This is a genomic window from Nocardioides panzhihuensis, assembly GCF_013408335.1.
Lineage (GTDB): Bacteria > Actinomycetota > Actinomycetes > Propionibacteriales > Nocardioidaceae > Nocardioides > Nocardioides panzhihuensis.
Map to the genome: position 1 here is coordinate 2380700 of NZ_JACBZR010000001.1, position 25826 is coordinate 2406525.

The following is a 25826-nucleotide window of genomic DNA, read 5'->3' on the forward strand; positions in this document are numbered from 1 at the left end:
ATGAACCGCACCGACCTGGTGAGCGAAATCGCCAAGCAGGCCGAGATCACTCAGACGCAGGCCTCGGCCGCCCTGGGTGCCGCCCTCGAGGCGATCAGCGCGGCCGTCGCTGACGGCGACAAGGTCACGCTGCCCGGTTTCGGTACGTTCGAGTCGCGCGAGCGCTCGGCTCGCACCGGCCGCAACCCGCAGACCGGCAAGACGATCGACATCCCGGCTTCGCGTGGCCCGGCGTTCAAGCCCGGCTCCGCTTTCAAGGAGCGGGTCAACAAGGGCTGAAAGCCTTTGGATCAGACGAAGGGCCGGATCGTTTCTCGATCCGGCCCTTCGTCTATTTTGCGACGCCTGCACGGCGGCTTCAGCCCTGCCGTGCCTTGAGGCGTGGGTTGCGCTTGTTGATGACGTAGACCCGGCCGCGGCGGCGTACGACCTGGGAGCCGGGCTGGCTCTTGAGCGAGCGGATGGAGTTGACGACCTTCATGGGCTATCCCTTCGTGCTGGTGTAGGGCAGCAGCGCGACCTCGCGGGCGTTCTTGATCGCCTTGGTGACCGCGCGCTGCTGTTGCGGGCTGAGTCCGGTGACGCGGCGGGAGCGGATCTTGCCGCGGTCGGAGATGAACGTACGCAGCAGCTGCACGTCCTTGTAGTCGACGTAGGTGACGTCCGGTGCCAGCAGCGGCTTGCGGCGCTTCCGGACCGGAGACGGCGGACGTTTGGGCATGGGGAGGCCTTTCTCTCAGGGGAGCTCTCAGCGGACCTTGGCGGGGTCGACGTAGCCGCGCTCGACCGCGCGGACCAGGCGTCGAGGCACCTGGTGGGTCTGGCCATCGACGGTGACCGGCACGAGCGCGACCGCAGTGGCCTTCCAGCTCGAGCGGCGGTGGCGGGTGTTGCTGCGCGACATCTTGCGCTTGGGTACGGCCATGGCGGCCTCCTTCGGGGTGGTGTGATGTGGTTCAGGCGGCTCGGCCGATGGGGCCGAGCCAGTCCTCGAGCCCGTCCCAGGACTCCTCCCAGAGCTGGCCGCGCTGGGCTATCTCCTGGTCGGTGAGAAGCGCGCGCTCGAAGGCGAGCGGGATCTGGTCGGCCTCGTCGTCGATGCCGACCACGACGATGCGGGTGAGCCGCTCGGTGCGCCCCCACTTCTGGGTCGACCCCACGCTCGCCTGGCCACCGGCGCCGTCCCAGACGCAGATGTCGTCGGGACGGGTCGGGACCCAGAAGCAGCCGCGCGAGCGACGCGGGCCACCGCCGAGGATCTCCAGCTCCTCCTGGAACCGGACGGGGTGGATCGGGCGCTCGGAGCGCAGGTCGAGCCGCCAGGCACCGCCCTCGGGCAGCGGGGGCAGCGGGTTGCGGCGCACCTCTGCGACCCAGGCCTCCACCGCGTGGTGGCGGTGCACGCCCGCGACCAGGCCGGCGGCATCCAGGAGCGAGGGGTCGGTCACCACCGGCGTACGCGGCTGGGCCAGCGTGGCCACCAGCGAGTGCTCCTCGGGCTCGGGGGTCTCGGTGATGCAGACGACGTCGGCGTACTCCACGATCGCGCTGGCGACCTCGGCGACGCCACGACGGTCGTCCTCGGAGGTGGCCAGGCCGCGCTCGTCGAGCAGGTCGGGTCCGAGCAGATCCTCGGCGACGGTGCTGCCCTCGAGGGCGGCGACGACCGCGGCGATGGAGATGTGCGGAGCCATGCGCGGCGCCCAGGAGAGCACCCGGCAGACCTGGATCGCCTCCGCGGCGACCGGCAGGCAGGCCACGATGCTGGCCCAGCGACCCTGCACGGCGAGGCGCTCGAGGGTGGGGACGATGTCCTCGCGGATCGCGCAGGCGACGCAGGCGTGGGCGAGATTGATCTCCTCGTGCTCGACCACGCCGCCGATGTCGCTGACGATGCGGGTCAGCAGCTGGCGGCTCGGGTCGATGACGTGGCGGACCATGACCGTGTCGGGCAGGCCGAACTGGAGCGAGACGGTCGCGGAGAGCATCGCGGCCTCCTCCACCCCGCTGACCAGGATGACCGGCACCTTCGGACTCGGGAGCTTGCGCCGCGACCGTGGTCGGGGCGCAGTCATCGGCCGCGCCCGTAGCGCCGCTTGAACCGCTCGACCCGGCCCTCGGTGTCGACCACGCGGCCACGCCCGGTCCAGAACGGGTGGCTGGCACTGGAGACGTCAACGTCGACGACCGGGTAGGTCTCGCCGTTCTCCCAGGTCACCTGCTCGTGGTCGTTGGCGAGACGCTCGCGGATCGTGGACTGCATCAGGAAGAGCCTGTCCGCCGAGCGGTCGCGGAAGACGACCGGCCCGGAGACGGGGTGGATGCCTTGCTTCATGGGGACCTCCTGTGGTTAATGATAACGGTTCTCATTCTACACACAGGTGGCGCCTCACTCATATCGAGGCGGGACTCATCCTTCGGCGGTGTGGGTGTGCATGCGTACGCCCTCACTGTTGAAGATGCTCAGCACCTGGGCCGGGCGCGACCCGGTCGCGAAGATCGCGTGCGGCACCCGAGTGTCGAACTCGGCAGCCTCGCCGCGGGTCAGCACCAGGTCACGGTCGCCCAGCAGCAGCCGGAGCTTGCCGGAGATGACGTAGAGCCACTCGTAGCCGTCGTGGACCCGCGGCTCCGGCACCTCGGTCGCCGGCTGGTAGGTGATCTTGAAGGTGTTGACCGGCGACCCCTCGGGGGTCAGCGGCGCGATCTCCATCCCGTCACGGCGGATCACCGGCCGGCGTACGCGTGGGTCCGGGACCAAGGGCGTCACCAGGCTGTCGAGCCCGACGCCGAGGTGGCGGGTCAGCGGGATCAGCAGCTCCAGGCTCGCCTGACGCTTGCCCGACTCGAGCCGGGACAGCGTGCTGGGCGACATCTCCGCCATCGCGGCCAGCTGGTCCAGCGTCCAGCCCTTGCTGTGCCGGATCGCCCGGATCCGCGGGCCGACCTGCTTGAGCTCGTCGATCATGTGCTCCATCTCCCATTTGCCAAATCCGCAAGAAGCCTTGCCATTCCTTCATTGTGCCAGTGAACTGGTGACATGACCGAAAACACCGAACACCTCGACGCAATCGTCATCGGCGGCGGAGCCGCCGGACTCTCCGCAGCCCTCATGCTCGGCCGCTCCCGTCGCAAGACCCTCGTGGTCGACTCCGGCCTTCCCCGCAACCGCTTCGCCGCCCACATGAACGGCGTCCTCGGCCACGACGGCCTCGACCCCGCCGAGCTGCTGCGCAAGGGACGCGAAGAGCTCGCTGCGTACGGCGTGGAGATCCGTCCCGGGCGCGTCGCCCGTCTCGACGAGACCGAACACGGCGTGAGCGTCCTCCTGGACGACGGCGAGCAGCTCACCGGCCGGATCGCGATCGTCGCCACCGGCGTCACCGATGAGCTTCCCGACATCCCGGGCCTGGCCGAGCGCTGGGGCGCCACCGTCCTGCACTGCCCCTACTGCCACGGCTGGGAGGTGCGTGACCGACGGATCGGGGTGCTGACCACCTCCCCCCTCGGCATGCACCAGGCGCAGCTGATCCGGCAGTGGAGCGACGACGTCGTCGTCTTCACCGCGGGACTGGGACCTGTCGAGGAGGCCGACGAGCAGCGTCTGCGCGCGCGTGGGGTCGAGCTCGTCGCCGCGCCCGTCGTCGAGGTGCTCGGCGAGGGCGACCAGGTCACCGCGGTGCGTACCGCGGACGGGCTGGTCACCGAGGTCGGCGCCATCTTCACCGCTGGGACCCTGCGCCCGCACGACGATTTCCTGACTCACCTCGGCCTCGACCGCGCCGACAGCCCCATCGGCAGCTTCCTCGCCGTCGACGCGACCGGCAAGACCAGCAGCGACCGGATCTGGGCTGTCGGCAACGTGTCCAACCCGATGGCCAACGTCCCGATCAGCATGAGCGCCGGCACCATGGCCGGCAGCGTCGTGAACATGACTCTGGTCACCGACGACTTCGACCGCGCCGTTGCCGGCCCCGCAGAGGCGAGCGACCCGGTCGCCTTCTGGCAGGAGAGGTACGCCGGCAGCGACCACGTCTGGTCCGGCAAGGTCAACAAGGTGCTCGGTGACGTCGCCCCCGGCCTGGAGCCGGGGACAGCGCTCGACCTGGGCTGCGGCGAGGGAGCCGACGTGATCTGGCTGGCGCAGCAGGGATGGCGGGCCACCGGGATCGACATCTCGAGCAACGCCGTGGACCGGGCCCGGCAGGCCGCCCTGGCATCGGGGCTCACCGAGGAGCAGGCCCGGTTCGTCGCCTCCGATCTGGCCGGCCTCGACGGATCCGGAGGCTACGACCTGGTCACCGCCAGCTTCTTCCAGTCCCCCGTCGAGCTGCCCCGCGCCGACATCCTCCGCCGGGCGGCCGGGCTGGTGAACACCGGTGGCCACCTGCTCATCACCTCGCACGCCGCAGCACCTTCATGGGCCGACGCCGCCGCGCACGAGCACCGCTTCCTCGACGCCAAGGAGGAGCTCGAGGCGCTCGAGCTGTCCGAGGACGCCTGGGAGACGGTCGTCCTCGAGCACCGGGACCGCCCCGTCACCAGCCCGTCCGGCGAGCCCGCCACCCTCGAGGACTCCGTGGTCCTGCTCCGTCGCAGGTGAGTCGCGGTGGCGTCCGAAAGGTGAGACGGATCGAGCGACTGGACAGGCACTTCATGGAGTTGACGGGTGTTTCAGTGCCCGTCAACTCCATGCCTGAGAAATTTGTAGAGGCCGGTCGACCGGGAATCCATGGAGCCCAGCCGACCGAACGCTAGGCAGCACCACAGCTCTCGGTGAGGAACTCACCGAGCCGCTCGTAGGCGAGGTTCTGGGCCTCGCTGCGCTCGAGGGGGTCCTCGCCGCGGCCAGTGCGCAGGGCGTCCTCGATCATCATCCGCACGCCTTCGACGGCAGCAGCCGGGGTGCCTTCGGGAACGCCCATCGACTGCAGGCTCGTCGCCGCCAGCCCCAGCGCAGTCTCGTTCTCGTCGTTCGGCGAGGACATCTGGGCAGCGTGGGCGTTCGCCATCGTCTGTACGCCGCCGCAGAACTCTTCCATGGAGGCGACCGGGCCGGCAGCGACAGGGGCGGCAGAGGAGGCCGCTGAGCCCGGCGGGCCCGAACCCGCCGGGGTATCGCCGGAACCGAGGTCGCGGGTGAGGACAACGACTCCGATCGCGACCGCGATCAGCACGCCGACGACGAGCGCGCGCGGCGGGTGCGGAAGCCGCTCTCGCCAGGCCGGCTCGTGCTGCGCCTCGGCAGCGGCGCGTCGAGCCGGGTTCCCGGACCGCTTCCCAGGCTGTCTTCCAGAGCTCACCGGACAGCGCTCACTGGTAGGTGTTGGCCGGCGCCTCGCGCGGCTCGACGGAGGTGGCCTCGATGGCGGTCTCCGACTTGCCGCCCGGTGCCGTGCCCTCGACCCAGCGACCGGTGACCGCGACCCAGGAGTCGCGCTCCGGGGCGTCGTCGTAGTCCTCCACGCGCACCCGGGAGGCGCTCGCGTCGGCGGCGCAGCAGGCGATGGCGATGCGGGTGACGTACCAGTTGCCGTTCTCCTCGTCGTTGCTGACGAAGCCGGTCAGGCGGATGTCGCGGCCCTTGATCGTCGAGCCGCCCTCCACCCCGGCGCGCCACATGAACTCGGCGACCTCGACGTCCACCGGACCGTCCGACGCCGGCAGGGGCAGGATCTCGGCGTCGGGAGCGGCCGCGACCGGATCGTCTGCACGACGCTCGGCGAGGTAGGCACCCAGGGACGGCGGGCTCGCGACGAAGACGATCACACCGGGCACGATCGCCAGCCAGGTCATCGCCGGGACCTTGTGGCCGTGCCCATGGTCGTGGTCGTGGTCGTCCTCGTCCTGCTCCTCCGGCTCGGGACGCAGCAGCATCCACGCCGTCAGCCCGAGCAGCACCACGCCGGTGACGACCAGCGGCCACTTCATCCAGTCGGTGACATACCTCAGATAGCCGTCGCCGAGCGCGAGCCGCAGCAGGACGGCGCCGAGGAACCCGACGACCAGGGCCTGGGTTGTACGTGTCACGCGGCCACCTCCGTTGCGCAAGCGCCATCGTACGGACGCGGCCGCGCGTTGATTGTATGGATCGCTCGCTGACGCTCGCTCACAGCAACCACCATCCGATGCCGACGGCGGAGGCGACCGCCGTGATGATCACCAAGGGTACGAAACGGAGCGCGAAGCCCATGCCGAAATGGCCGGCTTCCATGGAAGCGAGCTTGATGTCCATCGCCGGGCCGACGACGAGGAAGACCAGCTTCGCGGTGTCGGAGAACGCCGTGAACGAGGCCGCCACGAAGGCGTCCGACTCGGAGCAGAGCGCGACGATGAAGGCGAACAGCGCCAGCGTCAGGATCCCCAGCACCGCCTGCCCGGCGACGGTGTTGACCACCGAGCGGGGTACGAAGGTGTTGACCGCCGCGGCCAGCATGGCGCCCAGCACCAGGAACCCGGAGGCGTGCATGAAGTCGTGGCTGACGTTGCCGAGGAACGACCGCTCGTGGGCGTGCTGGTCGCGACCGAGGTTGGTCAGCCGCTCGAGCAGCAGCTTGCCGCGGGCGAGCATGATCCAGCCGACCGCGACAGCCGTGATCATCGAGGCCATGAACCGAGCCAGCACCATCATCGGCTGGCCGGGGAAGGCGACGGCGGTCGAGACGAGCACCGCCGGGTTGACCGCCGGCGCGGCCAGCATGAACGTCAGCGCCACCGCGGGCGCGACCCCACGACGGATCAGCGAGTTGGTCACCGGCACCGCGGCGCACTCGCAGCCCGGCAGCCCGATCCCGGCCAGGCCGGCGACCGGGACGCCGAGCACGGGGCTCTTCGGCACGATCCTGCTCAGCGCCTTCTCCGAGAGGAACGTCGAGATGACGGCGCTGAGCAGCACGCCGCCCAGCAGGAACGGCGCCGACTGCACCACGATGGCGACGAAGATCGTGCCCCAGGTGTTGAACAGGTCATGGTCCAGCAGCGGCAGCAGCCAGCGCTGGGAGAGCAGGATGAGGAGCAGCACGATCGCCACGACCTCTGTCTGCCCCAGCCGGAACCCTGGCTTCTCGGCCGCCCGCTCCGGCGCCTTCGTACTCATGCCGCCGCCTCCGTCGAAGGGGAGGAATGATACGGACGCGGCGGCCTGAGGCCTACCGTCGCTCGCGTGCGCTCGCTCATGAGGCGTGTGTCTAGCACAGCCCGACGACCGCCGGGTTGCGCCCCGCCGATTCGGAATGGTTCCGGTTAGGCTTTGCCGGTACTTACCAGCTGGACTTGGTGATCCCCGGCAGATGTCCCTTGTGCGCGAGCTCGCGGAACCGGATCCGGGACACGCCCGCCTTGCGCAGATAGCCTCGCGGCCGACCGTCGACCTGGTCACGGTTGCGCAGGCGCACCGGCGAGGAGTCGCGCGGGAGCCGCGACAGGGCACGGACCGCCTCGGCCTGCTCGGCCGATCCCGGCTCGGCCGTGCGGATGCGCTCCTTGATCTCGGCGCGCCGTTCCGCATAGCGCGCCACGATCTCGCGCCGCTTCGCGTCGGCCGCGATCTTCGACTTCTTGGCCATCAGACCTTCTCCCCTCGAGCGCGCATCTCGGCGACGACGGCCTCGATGCCGCGTACGTCGATCTGCTTGATCGCGTTGGTGCTGAGCCGCAGGGTGACCTTCCGGCCCAGGCTGGGCACGTAGTAGGTCTTCCTCTGCAGGTTCACCTCCCAGCGTCGTCTGGTCGCCTTCTTGGACCAGGGGCGGTTGTTGCCGTAGCCCGGGCGGGCACCGGTGACCTGACACGTGCGTGACATGGCAGCCTTTCGTCTTATCGGGAATCATTTTCATTATGGCACAGCCATCCCGCGACACGTCATCGTCGGCCCGCTGACGGTGCCACTGGGCAGGGATCCATACCGATACCGACTAACATGGCGCTCATGGCACCAACCCAGCAGGTCAAGCGGCGCGCGACCAACCAGGGCGCCGCGGTGAAGGAGGCCCTCGCCGCCGAGGACACCTTCCGCAGCGCCCAGGACGTCTACGCCACGCTGCGAGCGAACGGCGAGAAGATCGGCCTCTCCACGGTCTATCGCCACCTGCAGATCTTCGTCGACGACGGGCTCGCCGATGTGATCCACAAGCCTGACGGCGAGTCCACCTACCGGCTGTGCGGGGACGCCTCCACGACCCATCACCACCACCTGGTGTGCCGTCAGTGCGGCAAGGCGGTGGAGATCGAGGGGCCGGCCGTGGAGACCTGGGCCGACAAGGTGGCGGCGCAGCACGGGTTCTCCGACGTCAACCACACGGTCGAGATCTTCGGCCTCTGCACCTCCTGCGCCTCCTGACCGGGCTCAGCCCGCCGGGCCGCGCCTTCTCGCCGCGCCGAGCACGAGGTCGACCAGCAGGAACGCCACCAGACTGATCCCCAGCAACGGGAAGAACCAGCCGACGAGCACCGTCACCGCGACCCCGCCGGCCAGCACCGTCCGCGGCAGTCGTCGCCAGGCGCCACGTGGCATCGGCCGGCCGAACCGCAGCCGGCTCGCGCCGCGAGGACGCCGCAGCCACCACATCCGGTAGCCCAGGAGCGTGAGGGCGATCAGCCCGATCGCCAGCGCCGCCAGGACGATCTGGTTGGCGATGCCGAACAGGATGCCCATATGGGCGCCGATGGTCCAGGTGGACAGCTTGGCCATCAGCGGCCAGTCGGCGAAGTCGACACGGTCCACGACCGCGCCGCTGGCCGGATCGACGGCGACGGTGTCGTAGCTCGTCGGCCAGTCGCGCTTGTTCTCCGCGGCCGTCCAGGCACTGTCCTTGTCCGTCGGAGGCGTCAGGTGGAGCGGGTCGCCGAGTCCCTCCTCGCGGGCGGTGGCGAGCACACCGTCGATGCCCACACCGTCGACCAGGAGCGCGTCCGGGTCCTCGCCTGACGTCGCCGTGCGCGGCCCGTGGTGCTCGTGACCGCCCGCCGAGTTCTCGCCCTCCAGAGAGGTCGCCGGAAGCGGCTTCATCCAGGCCAGAGCGGTACGCAGCTCCTCGACGTTGGCTCCGGCGTAGCGCGACCAGGTCACCCCGGAGACCGACAGGACCAGCGCGCCCAGCAGGACCGAGACACCGATCGCGCCGTGCCACGAGACAGCCCGCGCCCGCCCCCGGGCATCGAGGCGATGTCCTGAGCTTGTCGAAAGGTCGGGCGTCAGCATCCGGCGGGTGCGCCGCTCGCGCCGGCGCCTGCCGACCCAGAGCGCCAGCCCACCGAGGGCCACCACCCACAGCCAGCTCGCCGCGAGCTCGCTGTAGTTGCGGCCGAACACCCCCAGGTGGAGGTTGCGGTGGAGGTCGTCGAGCCACGCGCGGAAGCCGAGCCACTGGCCGTAGCTGCGTACCTGGCCCTCGACCTGGCCGGTGTAGGGGTTCACGAACACCGACATGTCGTAGTCGGTGGGGACGGTCTCGTCGGCGAAGACCACCCGGGTGCTGCGGTCGGCGGCCTCCGGGACGTCGACCCGGAGGACGGCACCGTCGGGGTGGGTCGCGCGGGCGGCGGCGACCTGCTCGGCGAGCGTAACCCGGCCGTCTGCCGGGCTGACCTGGGTCAGCTCGCGGTAGGCGATCTGCTCCACCTGCGGGGCGATCGTGTAGAGCAGCCCGGTCACCGAGGCGACCAGGATGAACGGGGCCACCAGCACCCCGGCGTAGAAGTGCAGGCGCAGCACGAGCGGGCGGAGCATCGGCCACCAGTCGCGTCGTCGGCTCGGCGGGTCGAGGGCTGGTGCTGCCTGCGGGTCGGTCAGTGGCTCGGCCGGTGATGGGGTCTGGAACTGGGTCGGAACGGGCATTCGGGGTTTCTCTTCTCGCGATTCGGGTACGCAAGACAGCCACCGGGACTCACCCGGTGGTGCTCGCAGAGGGAACTCAGAGGCCGAAGGGCCTCGGCGGTCCCCTTCGCGGAGAGACGGCGACCCACGGAGCCGGTCGCGGGATGACCTGCCGCACCTCGGCGAGCAGGTCACCGACGACCACGAGCCGCGGGACGAGAAGGCTGCGTACGACCACGGCGAGAGCCCTGCGGTGCAGCCCCCAGACGACGACGGAGAGCACGGCCGCGCAGGCGTGGGCCAAGAGCATCGACGCGCTGCCGTCGGCGTGGCCGACGATGTGGCCGACAGCGTGCTGGTGCTGGGCGCCGGGGGCGGCGAAGGCAGCGAAGACCTCGTGGAGTCCCAGCTGGGACAACCCGGCCGCGAGCGTGCCGCCGAGGAGGCCGACGCGACGCTGCAGCACCACGATGCCCACGCCGAAGACGGCCAGTGCCGCCGCGGCCAGCCAGCCGGCGCTCGGCAGGGCGCCGCCCGCGGCCACGTGGGCCAGGCCCGCACCGGTCATGATCTGGAGCGTGGCGAGCAGGGAGAGCCACACGCTTCCGCGTACCGGCCTCACCACTCGCAGCTCCACGCACAGCACCGTATCCCGAGTCGGCGTCACGATCGGGTTCCTACGCTCGTGGCACGCTCATGCGCTCACAGCTGGTCGATCGCCGTCAGAGCTCGTCGTAGCTTCCTTCGACGAGGAAGGTCGGATGCCCGCCCAGGTCCTTGTCGTCGGTCGGGATCACCGGGCTCACCGGTGTGCAGGCGAGCGTTCGCAGCTCGCAGGTGACGACCTGCCGCGCGCGCAGTACGTTGGCCGCTTTCGGGTCGATGCGCTCCGCGACACCGAAGAAGTTGTCCTCGTCGCTCCACCCGACCAGCTTGAAATGCTCCCACGGCGCGTCGATCGTGCGCTGGCGTCCGGTCCGCGCGTCGTACACCACCGCCTGAGTGGGCCACTCCGTCACGTCGAAGATCGTGCTCCGGTCCGGGGAGAGCCGCCCGACCCCGGCGATCCAGGAGTCGGCAAGCTCCCGCCTGTTGCCCTCTCCGCCGAGAAAGACGTCGAACCCGTCGCGGAACAGGGTTTCGGCGTGGCCCTCGTAGACCTCCCCGTCCGGACTGGCGCTCGCCGGGGTCGCGGAGCCGTCGTCGAGGTCGATGGTGGTGCCGTCGTAGAAGAGGCGCTCGTTGCTCACCCCTCCCAGCAGCGGCATGACCTCGCCGTAGAGGTCCTCCAGGTCCGCGCCGCTGTCGGGCTCCTCGTCAGGAGTTCGATAGATCTGCTCACCGGTGCGAGTGTCGAACACCGCCACCTGGAGCACGTGGGTGCCGAACTCGTCGGTCGGACCACGCGACTGGTCCACGGTGGCGAACACCGAGCGGTCCGCCGACACGGCCATGTTGCGCCAGCCGACGTCCTCGACCTTCTCGGTCTGACCCTCCGCGCTCGTGAACATCAGCGTCTGGCCGCGCATCCAGTAGACACCGGTCGCGCCGAGCACGAACTCGTCCACGCGCTCGCCGAGATCGACGGTCCGCTCCCCCACGTGGAGCGTGCCGTCGGCGTACCAGGCCGGCGCCGTGGCCTCCCACTCGGTCGGTCCCACGGGCAGCGAGAAGGGCTCCTTGCCGCCGACGGTCGCGGACGAGCTCCCGCAGCCGGCCGCCACGAGGGAGACCAGCGCGCCGGCGACGACGACCGCACGTGGGTTCATCGCGCCGCCGACTGGACCGGGGTGTGGTTGCGGGCGAGGAGCCATATCATGGTGCCGTAGCAGGCGATCCGCAGCACCCAGCCGAAGCCGGTGCGGAGGATGCCGAGGGCGAGGATCGCCCAGTCGCGGTCGATCGTGCCGCTCCAGGCGAGGAACCAGATCGGGCCCTGGATGGCCGCTCCGATCGCGCCCGGCGCCAGGAAGAGCCAGGTCAGCCGCGTGCACAGCTTCACGATCTGCTTGTCCTGGTGCCACTCGAGCGGATCGCCGCTGGCGACACCGATGAAGAAGCCGAAGATCGGCCAGCCGATCAGGCACAGACCGCCGACCACGACCGTGTAGCCGAGGCTGATCAGGATGCCGGGCAGGAAGTAGGCCAGGGCCTGCTCCTCGGCGGATCCACCCATCGACTGGGCCAGCCGCACGACCGCGAAGCCGATGACGATCCCGAAGATGGCGTTGCCGACGTACTGCAGGCTCGAGCGCTGCACGAGCCGGACCGCCAAGAAGATGGCCGCGGTCGCGGCCGAGGCGATCAGCGCGACCTTGAGGTCCTTGACCGCCAGCCAGGCGATGGTGAAGACCAGGCCGGGCACGCCGGCCTCCAGCATCCCACGCACACCTCCGAGCCCGGCCGACATCTGGCGGCGTACGACCGCCTCGACGGTGTCGACCGTCGGATGGTTGTGCTCGTGGTCCGGGTCGTGGTCGACCGGCCGGTCGTCGTCGGCAGGGGTCTCAGAGGTGGGGGTCACGTTTGGTTGGCTCACTCGTTGGGGTCCGGAATCAGCTCGTAGCGGGGGTTGAACATGATGCGCTGGCCGTCGTTGCGGCCGATGCGGCCCTGCACCTGCAGGGACCGGCCCGGGCTGACCCCGGCGATGCGCCGGCGGCCCAGCCAGATGAGCGTCAGGGTGCCGGAGCCGTCGAAGAGCTCGGCCTCCAGCGCTGGGACGCCGCCGCGCGGTCGCAGGGTGATCGTACGCAGCGTCCCCCGTAACCGCACCGTCTCACGGTCGGGCGCGTCGGCGATGGAGGCGACATCCTTGGCGACGTACGCTGCCCGGATCTCGCTCGCGTCGATCGAGGCGGTGTTCGCCCACTCGCTGAGCTTCGCACGCAGCCGGCCCTTGGACATCGCTAGCCGATCATTTCTCGACGCGGCGCGCGTTGGGCGGCAGCTTCACCTCGAGCGCCTCGCCCTTGGGCTTGGCCTCGTCCCCGCGGCACACGACGACCTGCTCGAGGAGCTTCTCCCACTCCTTGCCCGCGGTCGGCTCCATCGCCGGGCGGCCGAGCATGGTGGCGCGGAGCATCCAACGCGGACCGTTGACGCCGATGATGCGGGTCTGCTGGACGGCAGGCTGTCCCTCGGGGAGCTTCACCTTCATCTGCGTGATCAGCTCGGTGCCCCACGGACCCTCCAGATCGGCGGTCGCGCCGCCGCGCTGCTGGACGTCCTCGCGAAGCATCGGCAGCGACTCGGTCCACAGGTCGCCGTCGCGGGGCGCGGCGAAGGCGCGCAGCTCCATGGCGCCGTCCTCGGCGGTCAGCATCACGGCCGCGATCTGGCCGGACTTCTCGTCCACCTGCAGGCGCAGCTCCTTGCCCGGCGCCGGGGCCAGCATCATCGAGCCCAGGTCCACCCAGTCACCGGTGATCAGCCCGTCGGGGACCGAGTCGATGTCGAACGGTCCGATCTCGGGAGCTGCGGGCACCGGCCGCTCGGGGGCCACCGGCCCCTCGTCGACCGATGCAGACGGCTCTCCCCGGTGGGAGGGCGTGGACTTGCGACGGAACTTCACGACCATCTGCTTTCAGGTTGCGGCGACTCTGTGAGGAGACTTATCTAACACTGACTCCTCAACGGTTGGAGAAGCCCCCTGTAGAACCGTAACCCCCATCGCCACGAACCGAGTCCGGTAAGTCGGCCAACTCGGAGACCTCGACGAAACTGGCCTGCTCCACGCGCTGGATCACCAGCTGGGCGATCCGGTCACCGCGCCGCAGCTCGATGGCCTCGACGGGGTCGAGGTTGATCAACGCCACCTTCACCTCGCCGCGGTATCCAGCGTCGACCGTCCCTGGGGCGTTGACGATGGAGAGCCCGTGCTTGGCGGCCAGCCCGGAACGCGGATGCACCAGGGCGGCGTACCCGTGCGGCAGAGCGATCGCGATCCCGGTCGGCACCAGCGCCCGCTCCCCCGGTTTCAGGGTCACGTCCACGGTCGTCCGCAGGTCGGCTCCGGCATCCCCGGGATGGGCGTACGCAGGTGGCGGCAGCTCCGCGTCCAGCCGCACCAAGGCTACTTCGAGATCAGACACACCCCGCACCTTAGTGGCGCCGAGGCTCACCCGATTCGTGACTCCCTTGACCGACATGAAAAACTCACGATTCGTGAGCACCTCCGCGTACGACGAGCGACTGACCGTACCGCTGAGGTGGTGGGTCCAGGGCGTCATGTTCCTGGCAACCCTGTGGATCGCGGTCATCTTGTGGGTCCCACCCGCGCTCGCCTGGGGCATCACCGCGGCGACCGTCGGTCTGTTCGCACTGGCCATGATCGTCTACGGCAACGCCAGGATCACCGTCGCGGACGGCGTCCTGCGCGCCGGGCCCGCGCGGATCGAGGCTGGTTTCCTCGGCGAGGCCGTCGCTCTCGACGAGACCGAGGCACATCACCTGGCGGGCCGCGACGCCGACGCCAGGGCGTACCTGCTGCTGCGTCCCTACCTCAAGCGCGCGGTGCGGATCACCATCGAGGACCCGGCCGACCCGGCGCCCTACTGGCTGCTGTTCACCCGCCACCCGGTAGCGCTCGCCAAGTCGGTCAACGCGCTCCGCGCGAGTCTGTGAGCGCCATCCCCGCGCGCATGGCCTAGGCTCGAGGCATGTCCAAGTCCAACAACGCCCATGGCAAAAAGGCACAGCAGGGCGACAAGATCTGGGCGGTCATGGCTCTCGTCAGCGGGCTCGGTGCCGCCAAGATCACCAGCAAGGTCCTCTCCTCAGGCTGGCAGGCGTCCACCGGGCGCAAACCGCCGGCCAACCCCGCAGATCCCGACGTACGCCTCGTGGATGCTGTGATCTGGTCGGCTGTCACCGGGGCGACCGTCGCGCTCGTGCGGATGTTCGCTCAGCGGCGCGCGGCCAACTACTACGTGAAATCGGTCGGCCGGTTGCCCAAGCAGCTGGAGAAGGACCAGTCCTGAATCAGCAGAGCATGAGATAGAACGAAGGCCGTACGGAGAATTCCGTGCGGCCTTCGTTTCTCAACCTGGCTTGCGCCGGGCTTTCAGCCGAGTCGGCTCGTTCGTACAAAACGCTTGCTAGCGCATGCTGTACAAATGCGCCGACTCGGCGTCTTTGACTGTGCTACGCACAGTCAAAGCAGATCATCTTCTTCTCGTCAGCCAGCTGGCTGCGGTGGTGGACCAGGAAGCAGCTCATACACGTGAACTCGTCCTCCTGCTTCGGCTTCACCTCGACCGCGAGCTCCTCGTGGCTGAGGTCGGCTCCAGGGAGCTCGAACGACTCTGCCGCCTCAGCCTCGTCCTCATCGACCTTGCCCGAGTTCTTGTCGTGACGACGAGCCTTGAGCTCTTCGATGCTCTCCTCGGACTGGTCCTCTTCATTCTTACGCGGTGCGTCGTAGTCCGTCGCCATTTGCGCCACTCCCCTTCTCACTCATCTTCAGTCCCCCCGCGCGCCCCCGAGGGCAGCGGCACGGCCCGTGATTGTGCACCATCCACGTGCATTTCGCACACTCTGCCGGGTTCCGCGTCGCCGAAACGTTCTGTCACCTGCGGGTATTCCCTATCACGGGGGTAGGTGAGCAGTGACCTTCGGGTGGGTGAACGCGGTCATGACCGACGGAGCTCCGGGACCGTCCCGGCCGTCGGCCGGTCATAGATCTACATCAACCGGCGGCATTCAGCCGGGTACGACACCCGGGAGCGACTCAACTGGCAGAAAACCGGCCTGAACAGCCGCTTTCCGCAGCTCGTCGTAGCCGTGCGCGGGTGCGACGAGGACGAACCGGCGACCGCCCGCCCCGGTCGTCGCCTCCCAGCGCGCTCCCGCCGCCTCGGCCACCAGGCCCGCCGCGGCGTGGTCCCACAGATGCAGCCCCTCCTCCAGGTAGCCGTCGAGGGTGCCATCGGCCACCCCGCAGATGTCCAGGGCTGCCGAGCCGATGCGACGAACGTCACGTACGACCGGGAGGAACCGCACCAGTGCCTCGGCCTGGATCCGGCGGAGCTCGGCGTCGTACGAGAAGCCGGTGGCGATGAGCCGCTGGGCGAGCTCCGCGGGCCGGCGTACGGCCATGGGCTCGCCATCCTTGACCGCGGCGGCCGATCCGTCAGGCTGACGGAAGGCGGCGTAGAGGGTTCCGCGGGGCACGTCGACGACCACCCCGGCGACCACCTCGCCGGCGTACTCCGCGGCGATCGAGACCGCGTAGCCGGGCAGGCCGTAGAGGAAGTTGACGGTGCCGTCGATCGGGTCGACGATCCAGCGGACACCGCTGGTGCCCGACGTCTCCTCACCCTCCTCTCCGAAGAAGGCGTCCTTCGGACGCTCCTGGGAGATCAGCCGCCTGATCAGCGCCTCGGTGTCGCGGTCCGCCTGGGTGACGACGTCGGTCGCGGTCGACTTGGTGGCAGCCACCTCGATTACGCCGGCGGCTCGCTCACGCACGAGGTCCGCCGCAGCGCGGGCGGTCGTCACGGCGAGCGCGAGCAGGTCTCCGGCCTTGGGAACTGGGCACTGCGATGCGGGCGGGGACGGCTCTGGACGGTCTGTCATGGGGCCGACCCTATGCCGCGGGTGATCACCCGGAGTACTGGGGCGAGTCCTCCCCGGACAGGGTCGGCAGCTGGGAGCGCTGGTTGAAGCAGCAGCCCGCAGGACAGCGGTCCGGACCCGGTCCCAGGTCGCCGACCGTACGCCGCTCAGCGGCCTCGCCGCGCTCGGCTGCGGCGCGCTCGAGGAGGAGGTCACGTACGGTCGCCACGAAGCGCGGGTCCTCACCCGCGGTCGGGCTGCGCCGCGCCTCGATCCCGAGCCGCTCGGCGGTCGCCATGGCCTCGGTGTCGAGGTCGTAGACGACCTCCATGTGGTCGGAGACGAACCCCACCGGGCACATCACCACGGCACTGCCCCCGCCATCTTCGGGAGCCTTGCCCGCCAGCTCCTCGAGATGGTCGTTCACGTCCGGCTCGAGCCACGGGATGTGCGGCGCGCCGGAGCGGCTGCAGTAGACGAGGTCCCACTCGTGGGTCACCCCGCGACGCTGCGCCACCTCGTCGGCGATCACCGCGGCGACGTCGAGGTGCTGGGCGACGTACGCGTTGCCCTCGGGGCCGGCGTTGTCGTTCATCGAGGTCGGGATCGAGTGGGTCACGAAGAGGATCCGCGCACCATCGCGTACGTCCTCGGGCAGGTCTTCGAGAGAGGCGAGCACGCCGTCGACGACCGGCGCGACGAAGCCCGGGTGGTTGTAGTAGCGCCTCAGCTTGTCCAGCACCGGCGCCCCCTCGACACCACCGGACTTGTCGCACGCCTCGAAGAGGTTCTCGCGGTACTGCCGACACGAGGAGTAAGAGGAGTAGGCGCTGGTCGCGAAGACAGCGGCACGCTCGATCCCGTCGGCCCGCATCTGCGCGACCGTGTCGCTCAGGTAGGGGTCCCAGTTGCGGTTGCCCCAGTAGACCGGCAGGTCGATCCCGTGCTCGGCCAGGTCGCCGCGGAGCGCAGCCAGGAAGGCCCGGTTCTGGTCGTTGATCGGCGACTTCCCACCCCGGTCGAAGTAGTGCTGCCCCACCTCGACCAGCCGTTCCCGCGGGATCCCTCGCCCGCGCGTGACGTTCTCCAGGAACGGCACCACGTCCTCGGACTTCTCCGGGCCCCCGAAGGAGACGAACAGCAAGGCATCGTAAGGAGAGACATCCACCCGACCATCATATTGACCGGCCCTGCTGGTCGAACCGCGAGGCTTTGATCAGCCCGCTGGTCGAGCCGCGAGGCCGCCTGCGGCCGAGCGTGTCGAGACCAACACAGTCCCATCGAGCGCGGCAGGGGACTGTGTTGGTCTCGACACGCCTCCGCCTAGCGGCTCCGGCGGCTCGACCAGCGGGCCGGCGGGTTACTCGACGACCGAGGAGTAGGCGACGACACCCCGCTTGAGGAGGTCCATGGTCTGGCGGGCCGTGCGGCGGAGGGGGATGTCACCGGCGGCGTCGGCGACCTGGCCGCACAGGTCGATCAGCTGCTTGACCCAGCGGACGAAGTCTCCGGCGGCGAGATCGACCTCGCCGAGGACGTCGTCGAGCTCGTCGCCCTCGGCCCAGCGATAGGCCGCCCAGGCGAAGCCGAGGTCGGGCTGGCGCAGGAAGTCGAGCTTGTGGTCGCGCTCCAGGGCATCGAGCTGGCCCCACAGACGCACGGTCTCGGCGATGACGTCCTTGACCCGGCCGCCGGGGAGGCGGGGCGGGGTGGCGTCGTCGGCTCGGCGGGCCTCGTAGACCAGCACCGAGAGGGCGGCAGCGAGCTCGGCGGGCGTCAGGTCGTCCCACAGGCCATCGCGCAGCGCCTCGGCGGCGACCAGATCCATCTCGGAGTAGAGGCGCATCAGGTGGGTCCCGCGCTCGGTGACCGTCTCGCCCTCGAGGTAGTCGAGAGCGACCAGCACGTCGCAGACCCGGTCGAAGGTCCGCGCAACCGTGTTCGTACGCGACTCCACCCGGCGTCGCAGCGTGTCGGTGTCACGAGAGAGCTTGAACCAGCGCTCGGCCCAGCGGGCGTGGTCCTCGCGGTCGGGGCAGTCGTGGCAGGGGTGCATCTTCAGCTCCCGCCGAAGCTCGGAGATCTGGGTCTCCACCGAGCTCTTGCGCTCCTTTCGGGCCGTCGGCGTCCCCTCGTAGGCCACCGGTCGCAGGTCGAGGGTCTTCTCCCGCAGCCGGGAGGCCATGTCGCGGCGCATCTGCGGGTTGCGGCCGTTGAACGACTTCGGCACCCGCAGCCGGGTCTGGGCGACGATCGGCACGTTGAAGTCCATCATCGCCAGGCGGCGGGCCTGTCGGTCCTGGGTGATGACGTAGGGGCGCGGCCCGTCCGGGTCGAAGCCCGGGTCGAGGACGACCGCGTAGCCGGCGAACTTGCCCGTCGGCACGTCGATGACGTCGCCGATCTTCAGCTTCGAGAGCGACTCGATGATCTCGTCGCGACGGTCGGCCCGCCGCTCACGATGGGAGGACTTCTCGACGTCGGAGATCTTCCGGCGGATCGCGGCGTACTCCATGAAGTCGCCCTTCTCGCAGGTCGCGGCCTCCTGGTAGCCCGTCAGGGCGTCCTCGGCCTTGCGCACCTGGCGGGCCAGTCCGACGACCGCCTTGTCGGCCTGGAACTGGGCGAACGACTGCTCCAGCAGCTCGCGCGAGCGCGCCCGACCGAACTGGTGAACGAGGTTGACCGCCATGTTGTACGACGGCCTGAAGCTCGACCGCAGCGGATACGTACGTGTCGAGGCCAGCCCGGCGAGCTCGCGCGGGTTCAGCCCTTGCTGCCACAGCACGACGCCGTGGCCCTCGACGTCGAGGCCGCGGCGTCCGGCCCGGCCGACGAGCTGGGTGTACTCCCCCGGCGAGAGATTGACGTGGGCCTCGCCGTTCCACTTCGAGAGCTTCTCGATGACCACCGTGCGGGCCGGCATGTTGATGCCCAGCGCGAGCGTCTCGGTGGCGAAGACGGCCTTCACCAGCCCCCGCAGGAACAGCTCCTCGACGACCTGCTTGAAGGCCGGCAGCAGCCCGGCGTGGTGGGCGGCGACGCCACGGGTGAGCCCGTCGACCCAGTCGTGGTAGCCGAGGACGTGGCGGTCCTCGTCGGGCAGATCCGCGCAGGCCTCCTCGACGTACTCGAAGATCTCGTCTCGCTCGTCCGGCGTGGTCAGCCGCAGGTTGGCCTGGATGCACTGCTGGACCGCGGCGTCGCAGCCGACCCGGGAGAAGACGAAGTTGATCGCCGGCAGCAGGTTGTCGCGCTCCAGCGCGGCGATGACCTCGACCCGGCTCGGGATCCAGACGCGTCGTCCGTTGCCCACGCGCCGGTTGCCCCCAGAAGAGTCACGGCCCTTGCGCTTGTCCCTGGGCGTACGCCGGTCCGTCATCCGTCCGGCAGCCCAGTCGTCGCGAGCCAGCTTCATCAGCTCGCCGTTGACCGGGGCGCCCTCCTTGACGAAGCCGGCGGCCGCGTCGACGTCGGAGGAGGCGAACAGATCCATGATCCGGCGTCCCGCCATCACGTGCTGGTAGAGCGGGACCGGCCGCTTCTCCTCGATGATGGTGGTGGTCTCGCCACGCACCGTGGTGAGCCACTCGCCGAACTCCTCCGCGTTGGAGACGGTCGCACTCAGCGAGACGACCGAGACCGACTCCGGCAGGTGGATGATGACCTCCTCCCAGACCGCGCCGCGGGAGCGGTCGGCGAGGTAGTGGACCTCGTCCATGACCACGAACCCGAGCCCCATCAGGGTCTGCGAGCCCGCGTAGAGCATGTTGCGCAGCACCTCGGTGGTCATCACCACGACCGGGGCCTCACCGTTGACGACGTTGTCGCCGGTCAGCAGGCCGACCTTGTCGGCGCCGTAGCGCTTGACCAGGTCGTTGTACTTCTGGTTGGAGAGCGCCTTGATCGGCGTGGTGTAGAACGCCTTGCGGCCGCTGGCGAGCGCCATGTGGATGGCGAACTCGCCGACGATCGTCTTGCCCGAACCGGTCGGCGCGGCGACCAGGACGCCCTTGCCCTCCTCGATCTCCCGGCACGCCGCGGCCTGGAAGTCGTCGAGCCCGAAGTCGTAGAGCGCGGCAAAGTCCCGGAAGACGGGGTAGTCCTTGTCACGCTGGAAAGCGGCGTACTTCTCCGCTGGCGAGGCGTCCATGCTCCGAGCCTATCGACCGGTGCCGACAGTCAGGAGCGCGGCGGCACAAGTACGCCGAGAGCGGACGGGACGCACTCGACCTCGAGCGGCAGCGGCCCGAGAGGCTCTCCGTCGCTGTAGGCGATCACGCCGGGCGCGGAGACCGTGATCCGGCGGGCGCGGATGCGCTCGAAGGCCGGGTGGGTGAGGTGCTTGGCCTGGCGTACGCCCGGGAAGACGCGCAGGAACTCCAGTCGTGAGACCGGCTTGATGAGGATGGCGTCCAGCAGCCCGTCGGACGGATCGCAGTCCGCCGCGATCCGGAGACCACCGCCGTAGGACTCGGTGTTGGCGATCGCCAGCAGCATGGCCTCCTGCTGGCGCACGGCCCCATCGATCTCGAGCCGGTAGGGCACCGGCTTCCAGCCGCGGATCACCGACAGCGCAGCGAGGGTGTAGCGAAGGTCGCCGTGCGGCCACCTCATCGCGTTGGCCCGCTCGTTGACCGCCGCGTCGAACCCGGCCGCCAGGACCGTGGCGAACCAGGTGTCGTCGCTGCGCCCCAGGTCGATACGACGGACGTGGTCGCCCACGACGACATCGGCTGCGGCCAAGGGATCACCGGTCGGGATCCCGAGCGCCCGCGCGAAGTCGTTGCCGGTGCCGAGCGGGACCACTCCGAGGCTGACCTCGGTCTCGGCCAGCGCCTGGACGGCGACATGGACCATGCCGTCGCCTCCCAGGCTCACCACCGTGTCCACGCCCTCGGCAGCCGCCTTCCGGGTCAGCTCGAGAGCGTGTTCGGCGTCGTCACCGATCAGGTGCTCGACCAGGGCCCCGGATGCCGAGAGTCGGTCGGTGACCGCGGCGAGGATCTGGTCGGCGGTGCCACGGCCGGCGGTCGGGTTGGCAAGCAGGGCGATCTGGCGCGTCACGGGTGAAGACTAGTGGACCGTGGCCGTCGTCGAGGCGGCGAGCGAGCGTTGTCCAGCGTGTGTCCTGGCAAGGCGCCGCCGCGAAGGAAGACCGGGGTTGTCTTTCGAGCGGTGGCAACGCCGCCAGGGCGCACGCTGGACAACGCGCAGCCGTCGCCTCGACGACGGCCACGGTCCTAGATCACCGATGGGACGTCGGGATCCCCGATCATGTCCTTGCGCTTGTTGGCCTTCCGTCTGTCGTGGGCCCGGGCGATGACCTCGGAGACCCCGAAGAGGACGACCATCGGGCCGGCCATGATCGTCATCGTGAACGGGTCACCGGACGGGGTCGCGATGGCCGCGAAGACGAAGGAGCCGACGATGATCCAGGCTCGGTACTTCGCCAGCGCGGCACCGGGCAGCACCCCGATGCGGTTGAGCATGATCACGAAGACCGGGATCTCGAACGCGATGCCGAAGACCAGCAGCGTACGGCTCAGAAAGCTGAGGTAGTCGCTGAACTCGACGATGTTGGTCAGCCCGTCGGGGATGAAGCCGAACAGGATCTCCAGGCCCTTGGGCAAGGTGACGTAGCCGAGCAGGACACCGACCAGGAAGAGTGGACTGGCGACCGCCACGAAGATCCGCGACATCTTCTTCTCGTGGGCGTGCAGACCCGGCATCAGGAACGCCCAGATCTGGTAGAGCCAGATCGGGCTGGTGCCGATGAAGGCGGCCAGGCCGCACAGCTTCAGGTAGAGCATGAAGCCGCCCGCGGCCCCGTTGACGGAGCTGAGCGACTCGGCCCCGCTGTCCGTGTCCATCATCTCGACGGCCTTGAGATAGGGCTCCATGACGAGGCCGAAGAGCTGCTCGAAGAAGAACAGCGAGACGATGAAGCCGACGATCAGAGCCAGGGCAGCCTTGATCACCCGCGCGCGAAGCTCACGCAGGTGGTCGGAGAGCGCCATCCGGCCGTCGTCGCCGATGGCGTGCTTGGGGGTGCCGCGGAAGATCGCGACAACACCGGCGATGGACAATTTCGGCCTCAGTTGCCGGAGAGGCGCTCGCGCTCGGCCTTGATCTCGGCCTCACGTCGCTCGAGCTCGGCGATGCGCTCCTGCTCGGAGGCGGTCAGCTCGGCCGGCTTCTCGGCCTTGTCGCCCTTCTCCTTCTCGTCCTCGTCACGGAGACCCTTGGTCTCGGTCTTGAAGATCCGCAGCGCCTGGCCGGTGCCGCGGGCGAGCTCGGGAAGCTTGGCGGCACCGAAGACGAGGATGACGATCGCCAGGATGATGAGCCACTCGGCTCCCTGCGGCATACCGATCAATGGAGTGAACATGAACTACCTCATCTACGTCTAGGGGGGAACGTCAGAAGTCTACGCGTCCGAACGGTACAGGCCGAGTGCCTGCCGTGCAGACGCGACAAACGATTCGGTGAACGTTTGCTCGTCAACGAGCTCAGCGTAGGGCGCCAGCCGGAGCAGCAATCGGGTGAGCCAGCGCTGGTCGTAGACCCGCAGCCCCACCTCGAGCCGGCCACCGGACAGCTCGACCGGGTCGAGGACCGAATAGTACTCACCGACCCAGCGGGCCTCGGGAGCCAGCCGCACCCGGACGACCGTGCCGGAGTCCGTACGCTCCAGCAGTCCGGCCGCGTCCTCGGCACTCGCACCGTCCTCGGGGTCGGTGACCACTGGGGTCTCGAGCACCTCGGCACCCCGGATCCGGTCGAGACGGAAGCTCCGCGGCGCACCGGCGGTGTGGCACCAGGCGTCGAGATACTCGATCTCCCGGATCGAGACCAGCGCCCGGGGGTCGACGATCCGCGACGACTCCTCGTCCCGCGCCGGCACCCAGTAGTCGAGGCGCATCTGCCGGTCCTGGTCGATCGCGGTCGCGATCGCGGCGTGGATCTGGACGAGCGAGGTGTCGACCGGCTCCTCGCCGGGGTCGACGCTCCCCGCGGCGCCTTCGGCGGCTGCCTGCTCGAGCTTGGCCAGCGTGCGGTCGACGACCTCCTTGGTCTCCGCACTCACCGCCCCGCCCCGCAGCGCCCGCAGGGCCACGATCACGGCGGTGGCCTCGATCGGGGTCAGCCGCAGCTGACGGTCGAGATAGTCGGCGTTGGAGATCCGGATGACCCGGTCACCGTCGGGCTCGGTCAGCGCGTCGATGTCGACGTCGATCAGGTCGTCGGGGTAGCCACCGGGCAGGCCGCACATGAAGAGCACCTGCAGGTCCTTGACCAGCTGCTTCTCCTCGACACCGAGGTCGGCGGCAGCCTTGTCGAGGCGTACGTCGACGTCCTGGGAGTAGAGGTAGGGCACCAGCGTCAGCAGCCGTCCCACCTGTCCCTTGGCACCGGACGCGCTCGCCCGGTTCACCCGCCCGCTCACGGGGCCGCTCCGTCCAGCCGTGCCACCAGTCGCTCCAGCCGGGCGGCGACCTCGCGGCGCAGGGCCTCGGGCTCCTCGACGTAGGCGCCGGGGCCGTGCCCCAGCACCGCACCGACCAGGTCGGCGGGGACCCGGGTCAGCACGACCCGGTCCCAGTCGTCGCTGCCATCGGGCCCGGTCACCCCAGTCTCGGTGGAGTCGGCAGCCCTCCGGAGGGTGTAGCCGCTCCCCTGACGCAGCAGCAGGACGGCCTTCCCCGTCGGCGGTGCCGGCGCCAGGGTCCGTGCGATATCGCGTACGTCCACCTCTGGCGGCACCTCGAAGGCATCGAACTCGCCGACCGCCCGAGCCTCCCCCAGAACGCGGGAGAGCCGAAAGATGCGGGTGTCGTCGCGGTCGACGTCGTGACCGACCGCGTACCAACGGCCCGAGTAGCGCACCACTCCCCACGGCTGCAGCCGCCGGTGGGACGGCTCGGTGGCGCGCGACCCGCGGTAGTCGAACTCGACGACCTGCCGGTCCTGGGTCGCGGCCACGAAGACCTCGAAGGAGCCCTCCTCCGCGGCCAGCCGCGGCTGCACGATCTCCAGCGCCGAGACATCGGTCTCGAACCCGGCCGCGTTGAGCTTGCGTACGGCCTGCGTGGTCGCCTCCGCCATCGAGGCGTTCTCCCAGACCTTGGACGCCAGAGCGACCACGGCGAGCTCGTCGGCCTCGAGGGTGATCGGCGGCAGCGCGAACTGCTCGGGACTGACCCGGTAGCCGACCTCGTCCTCGAAGAAGGAGTCGATCACCCCGGTCTCGATCGGCACACCGAGGCTGCGCAGCTCTTCCTTGTCGCGCTCGAACATCTTCTCGAACGCCTCACCGTGCGACGACGGGTAGAGGACCTCGCGGATCCGCTCCTTCGACACGTTGTCACGCTGCACCAGCAGCATGATGAGCAGGTTCATCAACCGCTCGGTCTTACCCGCCGCCACGGTGTGGTTCTCCCCCTAGAGACTCAACTACTGCTGCGCCGGGGTGTCGTCGGCCTTGATGACGTCGATGACGAAGTAGAGCGTGCTGTTGGCCGGGATCCCCGGCGTGCCACCCTGACCCGGCTTCTCCTCTGCACCGTAGCCCAGCTCCGGCGGGATCTGCAGGAGAACACGACTGCCGACCTTGACGCCCTCCAGGCCGTTGGTCCAGCCCGGGACGACCTGGTTGAGGGCGAACGGTACGGCCTCCTTGCTGAAGCTCTCGTCGAAGGGCTTCTTCGCGCCGTAGGTCATGCCGAGGTAGTTGGCCGTGACCGTCTGGTCCGTGGTGATCTCCTCACCGTCGCCTTCGGTGACGATGGCCCGCTTGAGCACGTCGTCGGACTTCGGCTTGGCGATCCCGGTGAAGTCGAAGCCGGTCGGCTTGCCGTTCTTCTCGACGACCTTCGGGAGCTCGGAGGCGTCCACGTCGTGCGGTGTCTTGTCGGCGGCGGCCTTGACCACGTCGACGACGACCAGGAGCGTGTCGTGGTTGCCGATGCCCATCTGCGGGTTGCCGCCCTCGCCGAGCAGGTCGGCCGAGCCCACGATCGCCTCGATCCGGTCGCCGACCTTGGCGCCGTCCAGGATGGTGCTCCACGGCTTCTCCGCCGGGAGCTCCTCGCCCTCGGGGGCCTGGCTCTTGTAGGCCCACTCCTTGTCCAGGGTGGTCGCGTTGCCGATGTAGATCTTGGCGAACACGCCGCGGTCCTCCGGGACAGCCTCGCCATCGCCCTCGGTCAGGGTCTTGACCTTGGGGTCCTTGGGGTAGGCGATCGGGGACTTCCACTTCAGCGTGGGTTCCTTGTCGACCGCGGCCGAGACCGTGGCCCCGTTGAAGCCGGAGACGGTCTCATCGCCGTACCCCTTCTTCTCCTCGCCGCCGCAGGCGACCAGAGCCGGGATGAGCATGGTGACGGCCAGCGCGCTCAGCGCGTGGCGCAGACGAGGCCGAGGAGCAGTGGGCACAGTGCAAACCTTCGTG

At 69.4% G+C, this 25826-nt stretch carries 33 protein-coding genes; 5 read left to right on the forward strand and 28 right to left on the reverse strand.

Annotated features, from left to right (window positions below; genetic code table 11):
- Positions 1-279 carry an HU family DNA-binding protein gene (locus BJ988_RS11300; RefSeq protein ID WP_179658077.1) on the forward strand — a complete coding sequence of 93 codons (279 nt, stop codon included), beginning with the start codon at positions 1-3 and terminating at the stop codon, positions 277-279.
- A 79-nt stretch (positions 280-358) separates the two neighbouring features.
- On the opposite strand, the gene ykgO is transcribed toward BJ988_RS11300, so the two are convergent.
- From ykgO to BJ988_RS11330, 6 genes are all read right to left on the reverse strand, one after another.
- On the reverse strand, positions 359-481 hold the full coding sequence (gene ykgO, locus BJ988_RS11305; protein WP_179658078.1) for a type B 50S ribosomal protein L36: 123 nt from the start codon (positions 479-481) through the stop codon (positions 359-361).
- 3 nt (positions 482-484) lie between these two features.
- The gene (gene rpsR, locus BJ988_RS11310; RefSeq protein ID WP_179658079.1) at positions 485-721 is read right to left on the reverse strand and encodes a 30S ribosomal protein S18; all 237 of its coding nucleotides are present in this window, start codon (positions 719-721) and stop codon (positions 485-487) included.
- A gap of 27 nt (positions 722-748) precedes the next feature.
- Positions 749-925: a 50S ribosomal protein L32 gene (rpmF, locus tag BJ988_RS11315; protein WP_179658080.1), complete on the reverse strand. Its 177-nt coding sequence runs from the start codon at positions 923-925 to the stop codon at positions 749-751.
- A 31-nt stretch (positions 926-956) separates the two neighbouring features.
- A complete protein-coding gene (locus BJ988_RS11320; protein WP_179658081.1) occupies positions 957-2075 on the reverse strand; it encodes a GTP-binding protein in 1119 nt (372 codons plus the stop codon).
- Positions 2072-2335 (reverse strand): type B 50S ribosomal protein L31, encoded by a 264-nt coding sequence (locus BJ988_RS11325; RefSeq protein WP_179658082.1) that lies wholly within the window; start codon positions 2333-2335, stop codon positions 2072-2074. Before BJ988_RS11325 ends, BJ988_RS11320 begins: the two co-directional genes overlap by 4 nt.
- A gap of 75 nt (positions 2336-2410) precedes the next feature.
- Positions 2411-2968, reverse strand: coding sequence for a helix-turn-helix domain-containing protein (locus BJ988_RS11330; RefSeq protein ID WP_179658083.1), 558 nt, complete (start codon positions 2966-2968; stop codon positions 2411-2413).
- A gap of 72 nt (positions 2969-3040) precedes the next feature.
- Between BJ988_RS11330 and BJ988_RS11335 the strand changes: the two genes are divergently transcribed.
- Complete coding sequence (locus tag BJ988_RS11335) at positions 3041-4603, forward strand: bifunctional NAD(P)/FAD-dependent oxidoreductase/class I SAM-dependent methyltransferase (RefSeq protein ID WP_179658084.1); 1563 nt, start codon at positions 3041-3043, stop codon at positions 4601-4603.
- Between the two features lie 151 nt (positions 4604-4754).
- Here the strand turns inward: BJ988_RS11335 and BJ988_RS11340 are convergent, their stop codons facing one another.
- The 5 genes from BJ988_RS11340 to rpmB form a co-directional block, all read right to left on the reverse strand.
- Positions 4755-5303, reverse strand: coding sequence for a hypothetical protein (locus BJ988_RS11340; RefSeq protein ID WP_179658085.1), 549 nt, complete (start codon positions 5301-5303; stop codon positions 4755-4757).
- 10 nt (positions 5304-5313) lie between these two features.
- Complete coding sequence (locus tag BJ988_RS11345) at positions 5314-6030, reverse strand: TIGR03943 family putative permease subunit (RefSeq protein WP_179658086.1); 717 nt, start codon at positions 6028-6030, stop codon at positions 5314-5316.
- A gap of 79 nt (positions 6031-6109) precedes the next feature.
- Positions 6110-7096, reverse strand: coding sequence for a permease (locus BJ988_RS11350; RefSeq protein WP_179658087.1), 987 nt, complete (start codon positions 7094-7096; stop codon positions 6110-6112).
- 163 nt (positions 7097-7259) lie between these two features.
- Positions 7260-7565 (reverse strand): 30S ribosomal protein S14, encoded by a 306-nt coding sequence (gene rpsN, locus BJ988_RS11355; RefSeq protein ID WP_179658088.1) that lies wholly within the window; start codon positions 7563-7565, stop codon positions 7260-7262.
- Complete coding sequence (rpmB, locus tag BJ988_RS11360) at positions 7565-7801, reverse strand: 50S ribosomal protein L28 (RefSeq protein WP_179658089.1); 237 nt, start codon at positions 7799-7801, stop codon at positions 7565-7567. The genes rpsN and rpmB overlap by 1 nt, the downstream gene beginning before the upstream one ends.
- A gap of 126 nt (positions 7802-7927) precedes the next feature.
- Here rpmB and BJ988_RS11365 point away from each other — a divergent pair, with 126 nt between their 5' ends.
- Positions 7928-8338 carry a Fur family transcriptional regulator gene (locus tag BJ988_RS11365; protein WP_179658090.1) on the forward strand — a complete coding sequence of 137 codons (411 nt, stop codon included), beginning with the start codon at positions 7928-7930 and terminating at the stop codon, positions 8336-8338.
- A gap of 6 nt (positions 8339-8344) precedes the next feature.
- Here BJ988_RS11365 and BJ988_RS11370 read toward each other — a convergent pair whose 3' ends face one another.
- From BJ988_RS11370 to dut, 7 genes are all read right to left on the reverse strand, one after another.
- Positions 8345-9835, reverse strand: a complete 1491-nt coding sequence (locus BJ988_RS11370) for a PepSY-associated TM helix domain-containing protein (protein ID WP_179658091.1) — start codon at positions 9833-9835, stop codon at positions 8345-8347.
- 76 nt (positions 9836-9911) lie between these two features.
- A complete protein-coding gene (locus tag BJ988_RS11375; protein WP_179658092.1) occupies positions 9912-10451 on the reverse strand; it encodes a cell division protein FtsQ in 540 nt (179 codons plus the stop codon).
- Positions 10452-10536: 85 nt separating this feature from the next.
- Positions 10537-11583 (reverse strand): hypothetical protein, encoded by a 1047-nt coding sequence (locus tag BJ988_RS11380; RefSeq protein ID WP_179658093.1) that lies wholly within the window; start codon positions 11581-11583, stop codon positions 10537-10539.
- Positions 11580-12338: a DUF3159 domain-containing protein gene (locus tag BJ988_RS11385; RefSeq protein ID WP_179658094.1), complete on the reverse strand. Its 759-nt coding sequence runs from the start codon at positions 12336-12338 to the stop codon at positions 11580-11582. The genes BJ988_RS11380 and BJ988_RS11385 overlap by 4 nt, the downstream gene beginning before the upstream one ends.
- A gap of 11 nt (positions 12339-12349) precedes the next feature.
- Positions 12350-12721, reverse strand: a complete 372-nt coding sequence (locus BJ988_RS11390; RefSeq protein WP_179658095.1) for an OB-fold nucleic acid binding domain-containing protein — start codon at positions 12719-12721, stop codon at positions 12350-12352.
- Positions 12722-12731: 10 nt separating this feature from the next.
- Positions 12732-13394, reverse strand: coding sequence for a DUF3710 domain-containing protein (locus BJ988_RS11395; RefSeq protein ID WP_179658096.1), 663 nt, complete (start codon positions 13392-13394; stop codon positions 12732-12734).
- Between the two features lie 52 nt (positions 13395-13446).
- Complete coding sequence (gene dut / locus BJ988_RS11400) at positions 13447-13908, reverse strand: dUTP diphosphatase (RefSeq protein WP_179658097.1); 462 nt, start codon at positions 13906-13908, stop codon at positions 13447-13449.
- Positions 13909-13981: 73 nt separating this feature from the next.
- Between dut and BJ988_RS11405 the strand changes: the two genes are divergently transcribed.
- Both BJ988_RS11405 and BJ988_RS11410 read left to right on the forward strand, forming a co-directional pair.
- Entirely contained in the window at positions 13982-14440 is a 459-nt protein-coding gene (locus BJ988_RS11405) for a DUF3093 family protein (protein WP_179658098.1), read from the forward strand.
- A 35-nt stretch (positions 14441-14475) separates the two neighbouring features.
- Positions 14476-14796 carry a DUF4235 domain-containing protein gene (locus tag BJ988_RS11410; RefSeq protein ID WP_179658099.1) on the forward strand — a complete coding sequence of 107 codons (321 nt, stop codon included), beginning with the start codon at positions 14476-14478 and terminating at the stop codon, positions 14794-14796.
- A gap of 163 nt (positions 14797-14959) precedes the next feature.
- On the opposite strand, the gene BJ988_RS11415 is transcribed toward BJ988_RS11410, so the two are convergent.
- The 10 genes from BJ988_RS11415 to BJ988_RS31330 form a co-directional block, all read right to left on the reverse strand.
- Entirely contained in the window at positions 14960-15250 is a 291-nt protein-coding gene (locus tag BJ988_RS11415; protein ID WP_040755057.1) for a DUF4193 domain-containing protein, read from the reverse strand.
- 267 nt (positions 15251-15517) lie between these two features.
- Positions 15518-16393: an inositol monophosphatase family protein gene (locus BJ988_RS11420; RefSeq protein ID WP_179658100.1), complete on the reverse strand. Its 876-nt coding sequence runs from the start codon at positions 16391-16393 to the stop codon at positions 15518-15520.
- Positions 16394-16418: 25 nt separating this feature from the next.
- A complete protein-coding gene (locus tag BJ988_RS11425) occupies positions 16419-17540 on the reverse strand; it encodes a ferrochelatase (protein WP_179658101.1) in 1122 nt (373 codons plus the stop codon).
- A gap of 192 nt (positions 17541-17732) precedes the next feature.
- Positions 17733-20525: a DEAD/DEAH box helicase gene (locus BJ988_RS11430; protein WP_179658102.1), complete on the reverse strand. Its 2793-nt coding sequence runs from the start codon at positions 20523-20525 to the stop codon at positions 17733-17735.
- Between the two features lie 29 nt (positions 20526-20554).
- Positions 20555-21439 (reverse strand): YegS/Rv2252/BmrU family lipid kinase, encoded by an 885-nt coding sequence (locus BJ988_RS11435; RefSeq protein ID WP_179658103.1) that lies wholly within the window; start codon positions 21437-21439, stop codon positions 20555-20557.
- 176 nt (positions 21440-21615) lie between these two features.
- Positions 21616-22461, reverse strand: a complete 846-nt coding sequence (tatC, locus tag BJ988_RS11440; protein WP_179658104.1) for a twin-arginine translocase subunit TatC — start codon at positions 22459-22461, stop codon at positions 21616-21618.
- Between the two features lie 8 nt (positions 22462-22469).
- The gene (gene tatA, locus BJ988_RS11445; protein WP_141804833.1) at positions 22470-22763 is read right to left on the reverse strand and encodes a twin-arginine translocase TatA/TatE family subunit; all 294 of its coding nucleotides are present in this window, start codon (positions 22761-22763) and stop codon (positions 22470-22472) included.
- A gap of 39 nt (positions 22764-22802) precedes the next feature.
- Complete coding sequence (locus BJ988_RS11450; RefSeq protein ID WP_343051573.1) at positions 22803-23822, reverse strand: helix-turn-helix transcriptional regulator; 1020 nt, start codon at positions 23820-23822, stop codon at positions 22803-22805.
- The gene (locus tag BJ988_RS11455) at positions 23819-24775 is read right to left on the reverse strand and encodes a helix-turn-helix transcriptional regulator (protein ID WP_218860775.1); all 957 of its coding nucleotides are present in this window, start codon (positions 24773-24775) and stop codon (positions 23819-23821) included. The genes BJ988_RS11450 and BJ988_RS11455 overlap by 4 nt, the downstream gene beginning before the upstream one ends.
- Positions 24776-24829: 54 nt before the next feature.
- Positions 24830-25810 carry an FKBP-type peptidyl-prolyl cis-trans isomerase gene (locus BJ988_RS31330; RefSeq protein WP_179658106.1) on the reverse strand — a complete coding sequence of 327 codons (981 nt, stop codon included), beginning with the start codon at positions 25808-25810 and terminating at the stop codon, positions 24830-24832.
- Positions 25811-25826: the final 16 nt, after the last annotated feature.

Bases quoted from the DNA above. Each gene is read 5' to 3' on its own strand.
- BJ988_RS11350 (WP_179658087.1), bottom strand. From the start codon at position 7,096: ATGAGTACGAAGGCGCCGGAGCGGGCGGCCGAGAAGCCAGGGTTCCGG.
- tatA (WP_141804833.1), bottom strand. From the start codon at position 22,763: ATGTTCACTCCATTGATCGGTATGCCGCAGGGAGCCGAGTGGCTCATC.
- BJ988_RS11395 (WP_179658096.1), bottom strand. From the start codon at position 13,394: ATGGTCGTGAAGTTCCGTCGCAAGTCCACGCCCTCCCACCGGGGAGAG.
- BJ988_RS11430 (WP_179658102.1), bottom strand. From the start codon at position 20,525: ATGGACGCCTCGCCAGCGGAGAAGTACGCCGCTTTCCAGCGTGACAAG.
- BJ988_RS11380 (WP_179658093.1), bottom strand. From the start codon at position 11,583: ATGAACCCACGTGCGGTCGTCGTCGCCGGCGCGCTGGTCTCCCTCGTG.
- ykgO (WP_179658078.1), bottom strand. From the start codon at position 481: ATGAAGGTCGTCAACTCCATCCGCTCGCTCAAGAGCCAGCCCGGCTCC.
- rpsR (WP_179658079.1), bottom strand. From the start codon at position 721: ATGCCCAAACGTCCGCCGTCTCCGGTCCGGAAGCGCCGCAAGCCGCTG.
- BJ988_RS11390 (WP_179658095.1), bottom strand. From the start codon at position 12,721: ATGTCCAAGGGCCGGCTGCGTGCGAAGCTCAGCGAGTGGGCGAACACC.
- rpmB (WP_179658089.1), bottom strand. From the start codon at position 7,801: ATGTCACGCACGTGTCAGGTCACCGGTGCCCGCCCGGGCTACGGCAAC.
- BJ988_RS11330 (WP_179658083.1), bottom strand. From the start codon at position 2,968: ATGATCGACGAGCTCAAGCAGGTCGGCCCGCGGATCCGGGCGATCCGG.
- BJ988_RS11370 (WP_179658091.1), bottom strand. From the start codon at position 9,835: ATGCCCGTTCCGACCCAGTTCCAGACCCCATCACCGGCCGAGCCACTG.
- BJ988_RS11335 (WP_179658084.1), top strand. From the start codon at position 3,041: ATGACCGAAAACACCGAACACCTCGACGCAATCGTCATCGGCGGCGGA.
- BJ988_RS11300 (WP_179658077.1), top strand. From the start codon at position 1: ATGAACCGCACCGACCTGGTGAGCGAAATCGCCAAGCAGGCCGAGATC.
- BJ988_RS11415 (WP_040755057.1), bottom strand. From the start codon at position 15,250: ATGGCGACGGACTACGACGCACCGCGTAAGAATGAAGAGGACCAGTCC.
- BJ988_RS11420 (WP_179658100.1), bottom strand. From the start codon at position 16,393: ATGACAGACCGTCCAGAGCCGTCCCCGCCCGCATCGCAGTGCCCAGTT.
- BJ988_RS11410 (WP_179658099.1), top strand. From the start codon at position 14,476: ATGTCCAAGTCCAACAACGCCCATGGCAAAAAGGCACAGCAGGGCGAC.
- rpmF (WP_179658080.1), bottom strand. From the start codon at position 925: ATGGCCGTACCCAAGCGCAAGATGTCGCGCAGCAACACCCGCCACCGC.
- rpsN (WP_179658088.1), bottom strand. From the start codon at position 7,565: ATGGCCAAGAAGTCGAAGATCGCGGCCGACGCGAAGCGGCGCGAGATC.
- BJ988_RS11365 (WP_179658090.1), top strand. From the start codon at position 7,928: ATGGCACCAACCCAGCAGGTCAAGCGGCGCGCGACCAACCAGGGCGCC.
- BJ988_RS11325 (WP_179658082.1), bottom strand. From the start codon at position 2,335: ATGAAGCAAGGCATCCACCCCGTCTCCGGGCCGGTCGTCTTCCGCGAC.
- BJ988_RS11320 (WP_179658081.1), bottom strand. From the start codon at position 2,075: ATGACTGCGCCCCGACCACGGTCGCGGCGCAAGCTCCCGAGTCCGAAG.
- BJ988_RS11455 (WP_218860775.1), bottom strand. From the start codon at position 24,775: ATGAACCTGCTCATCATGCTGCTGGTGCAGCGTGACAACGTGTCGAAG.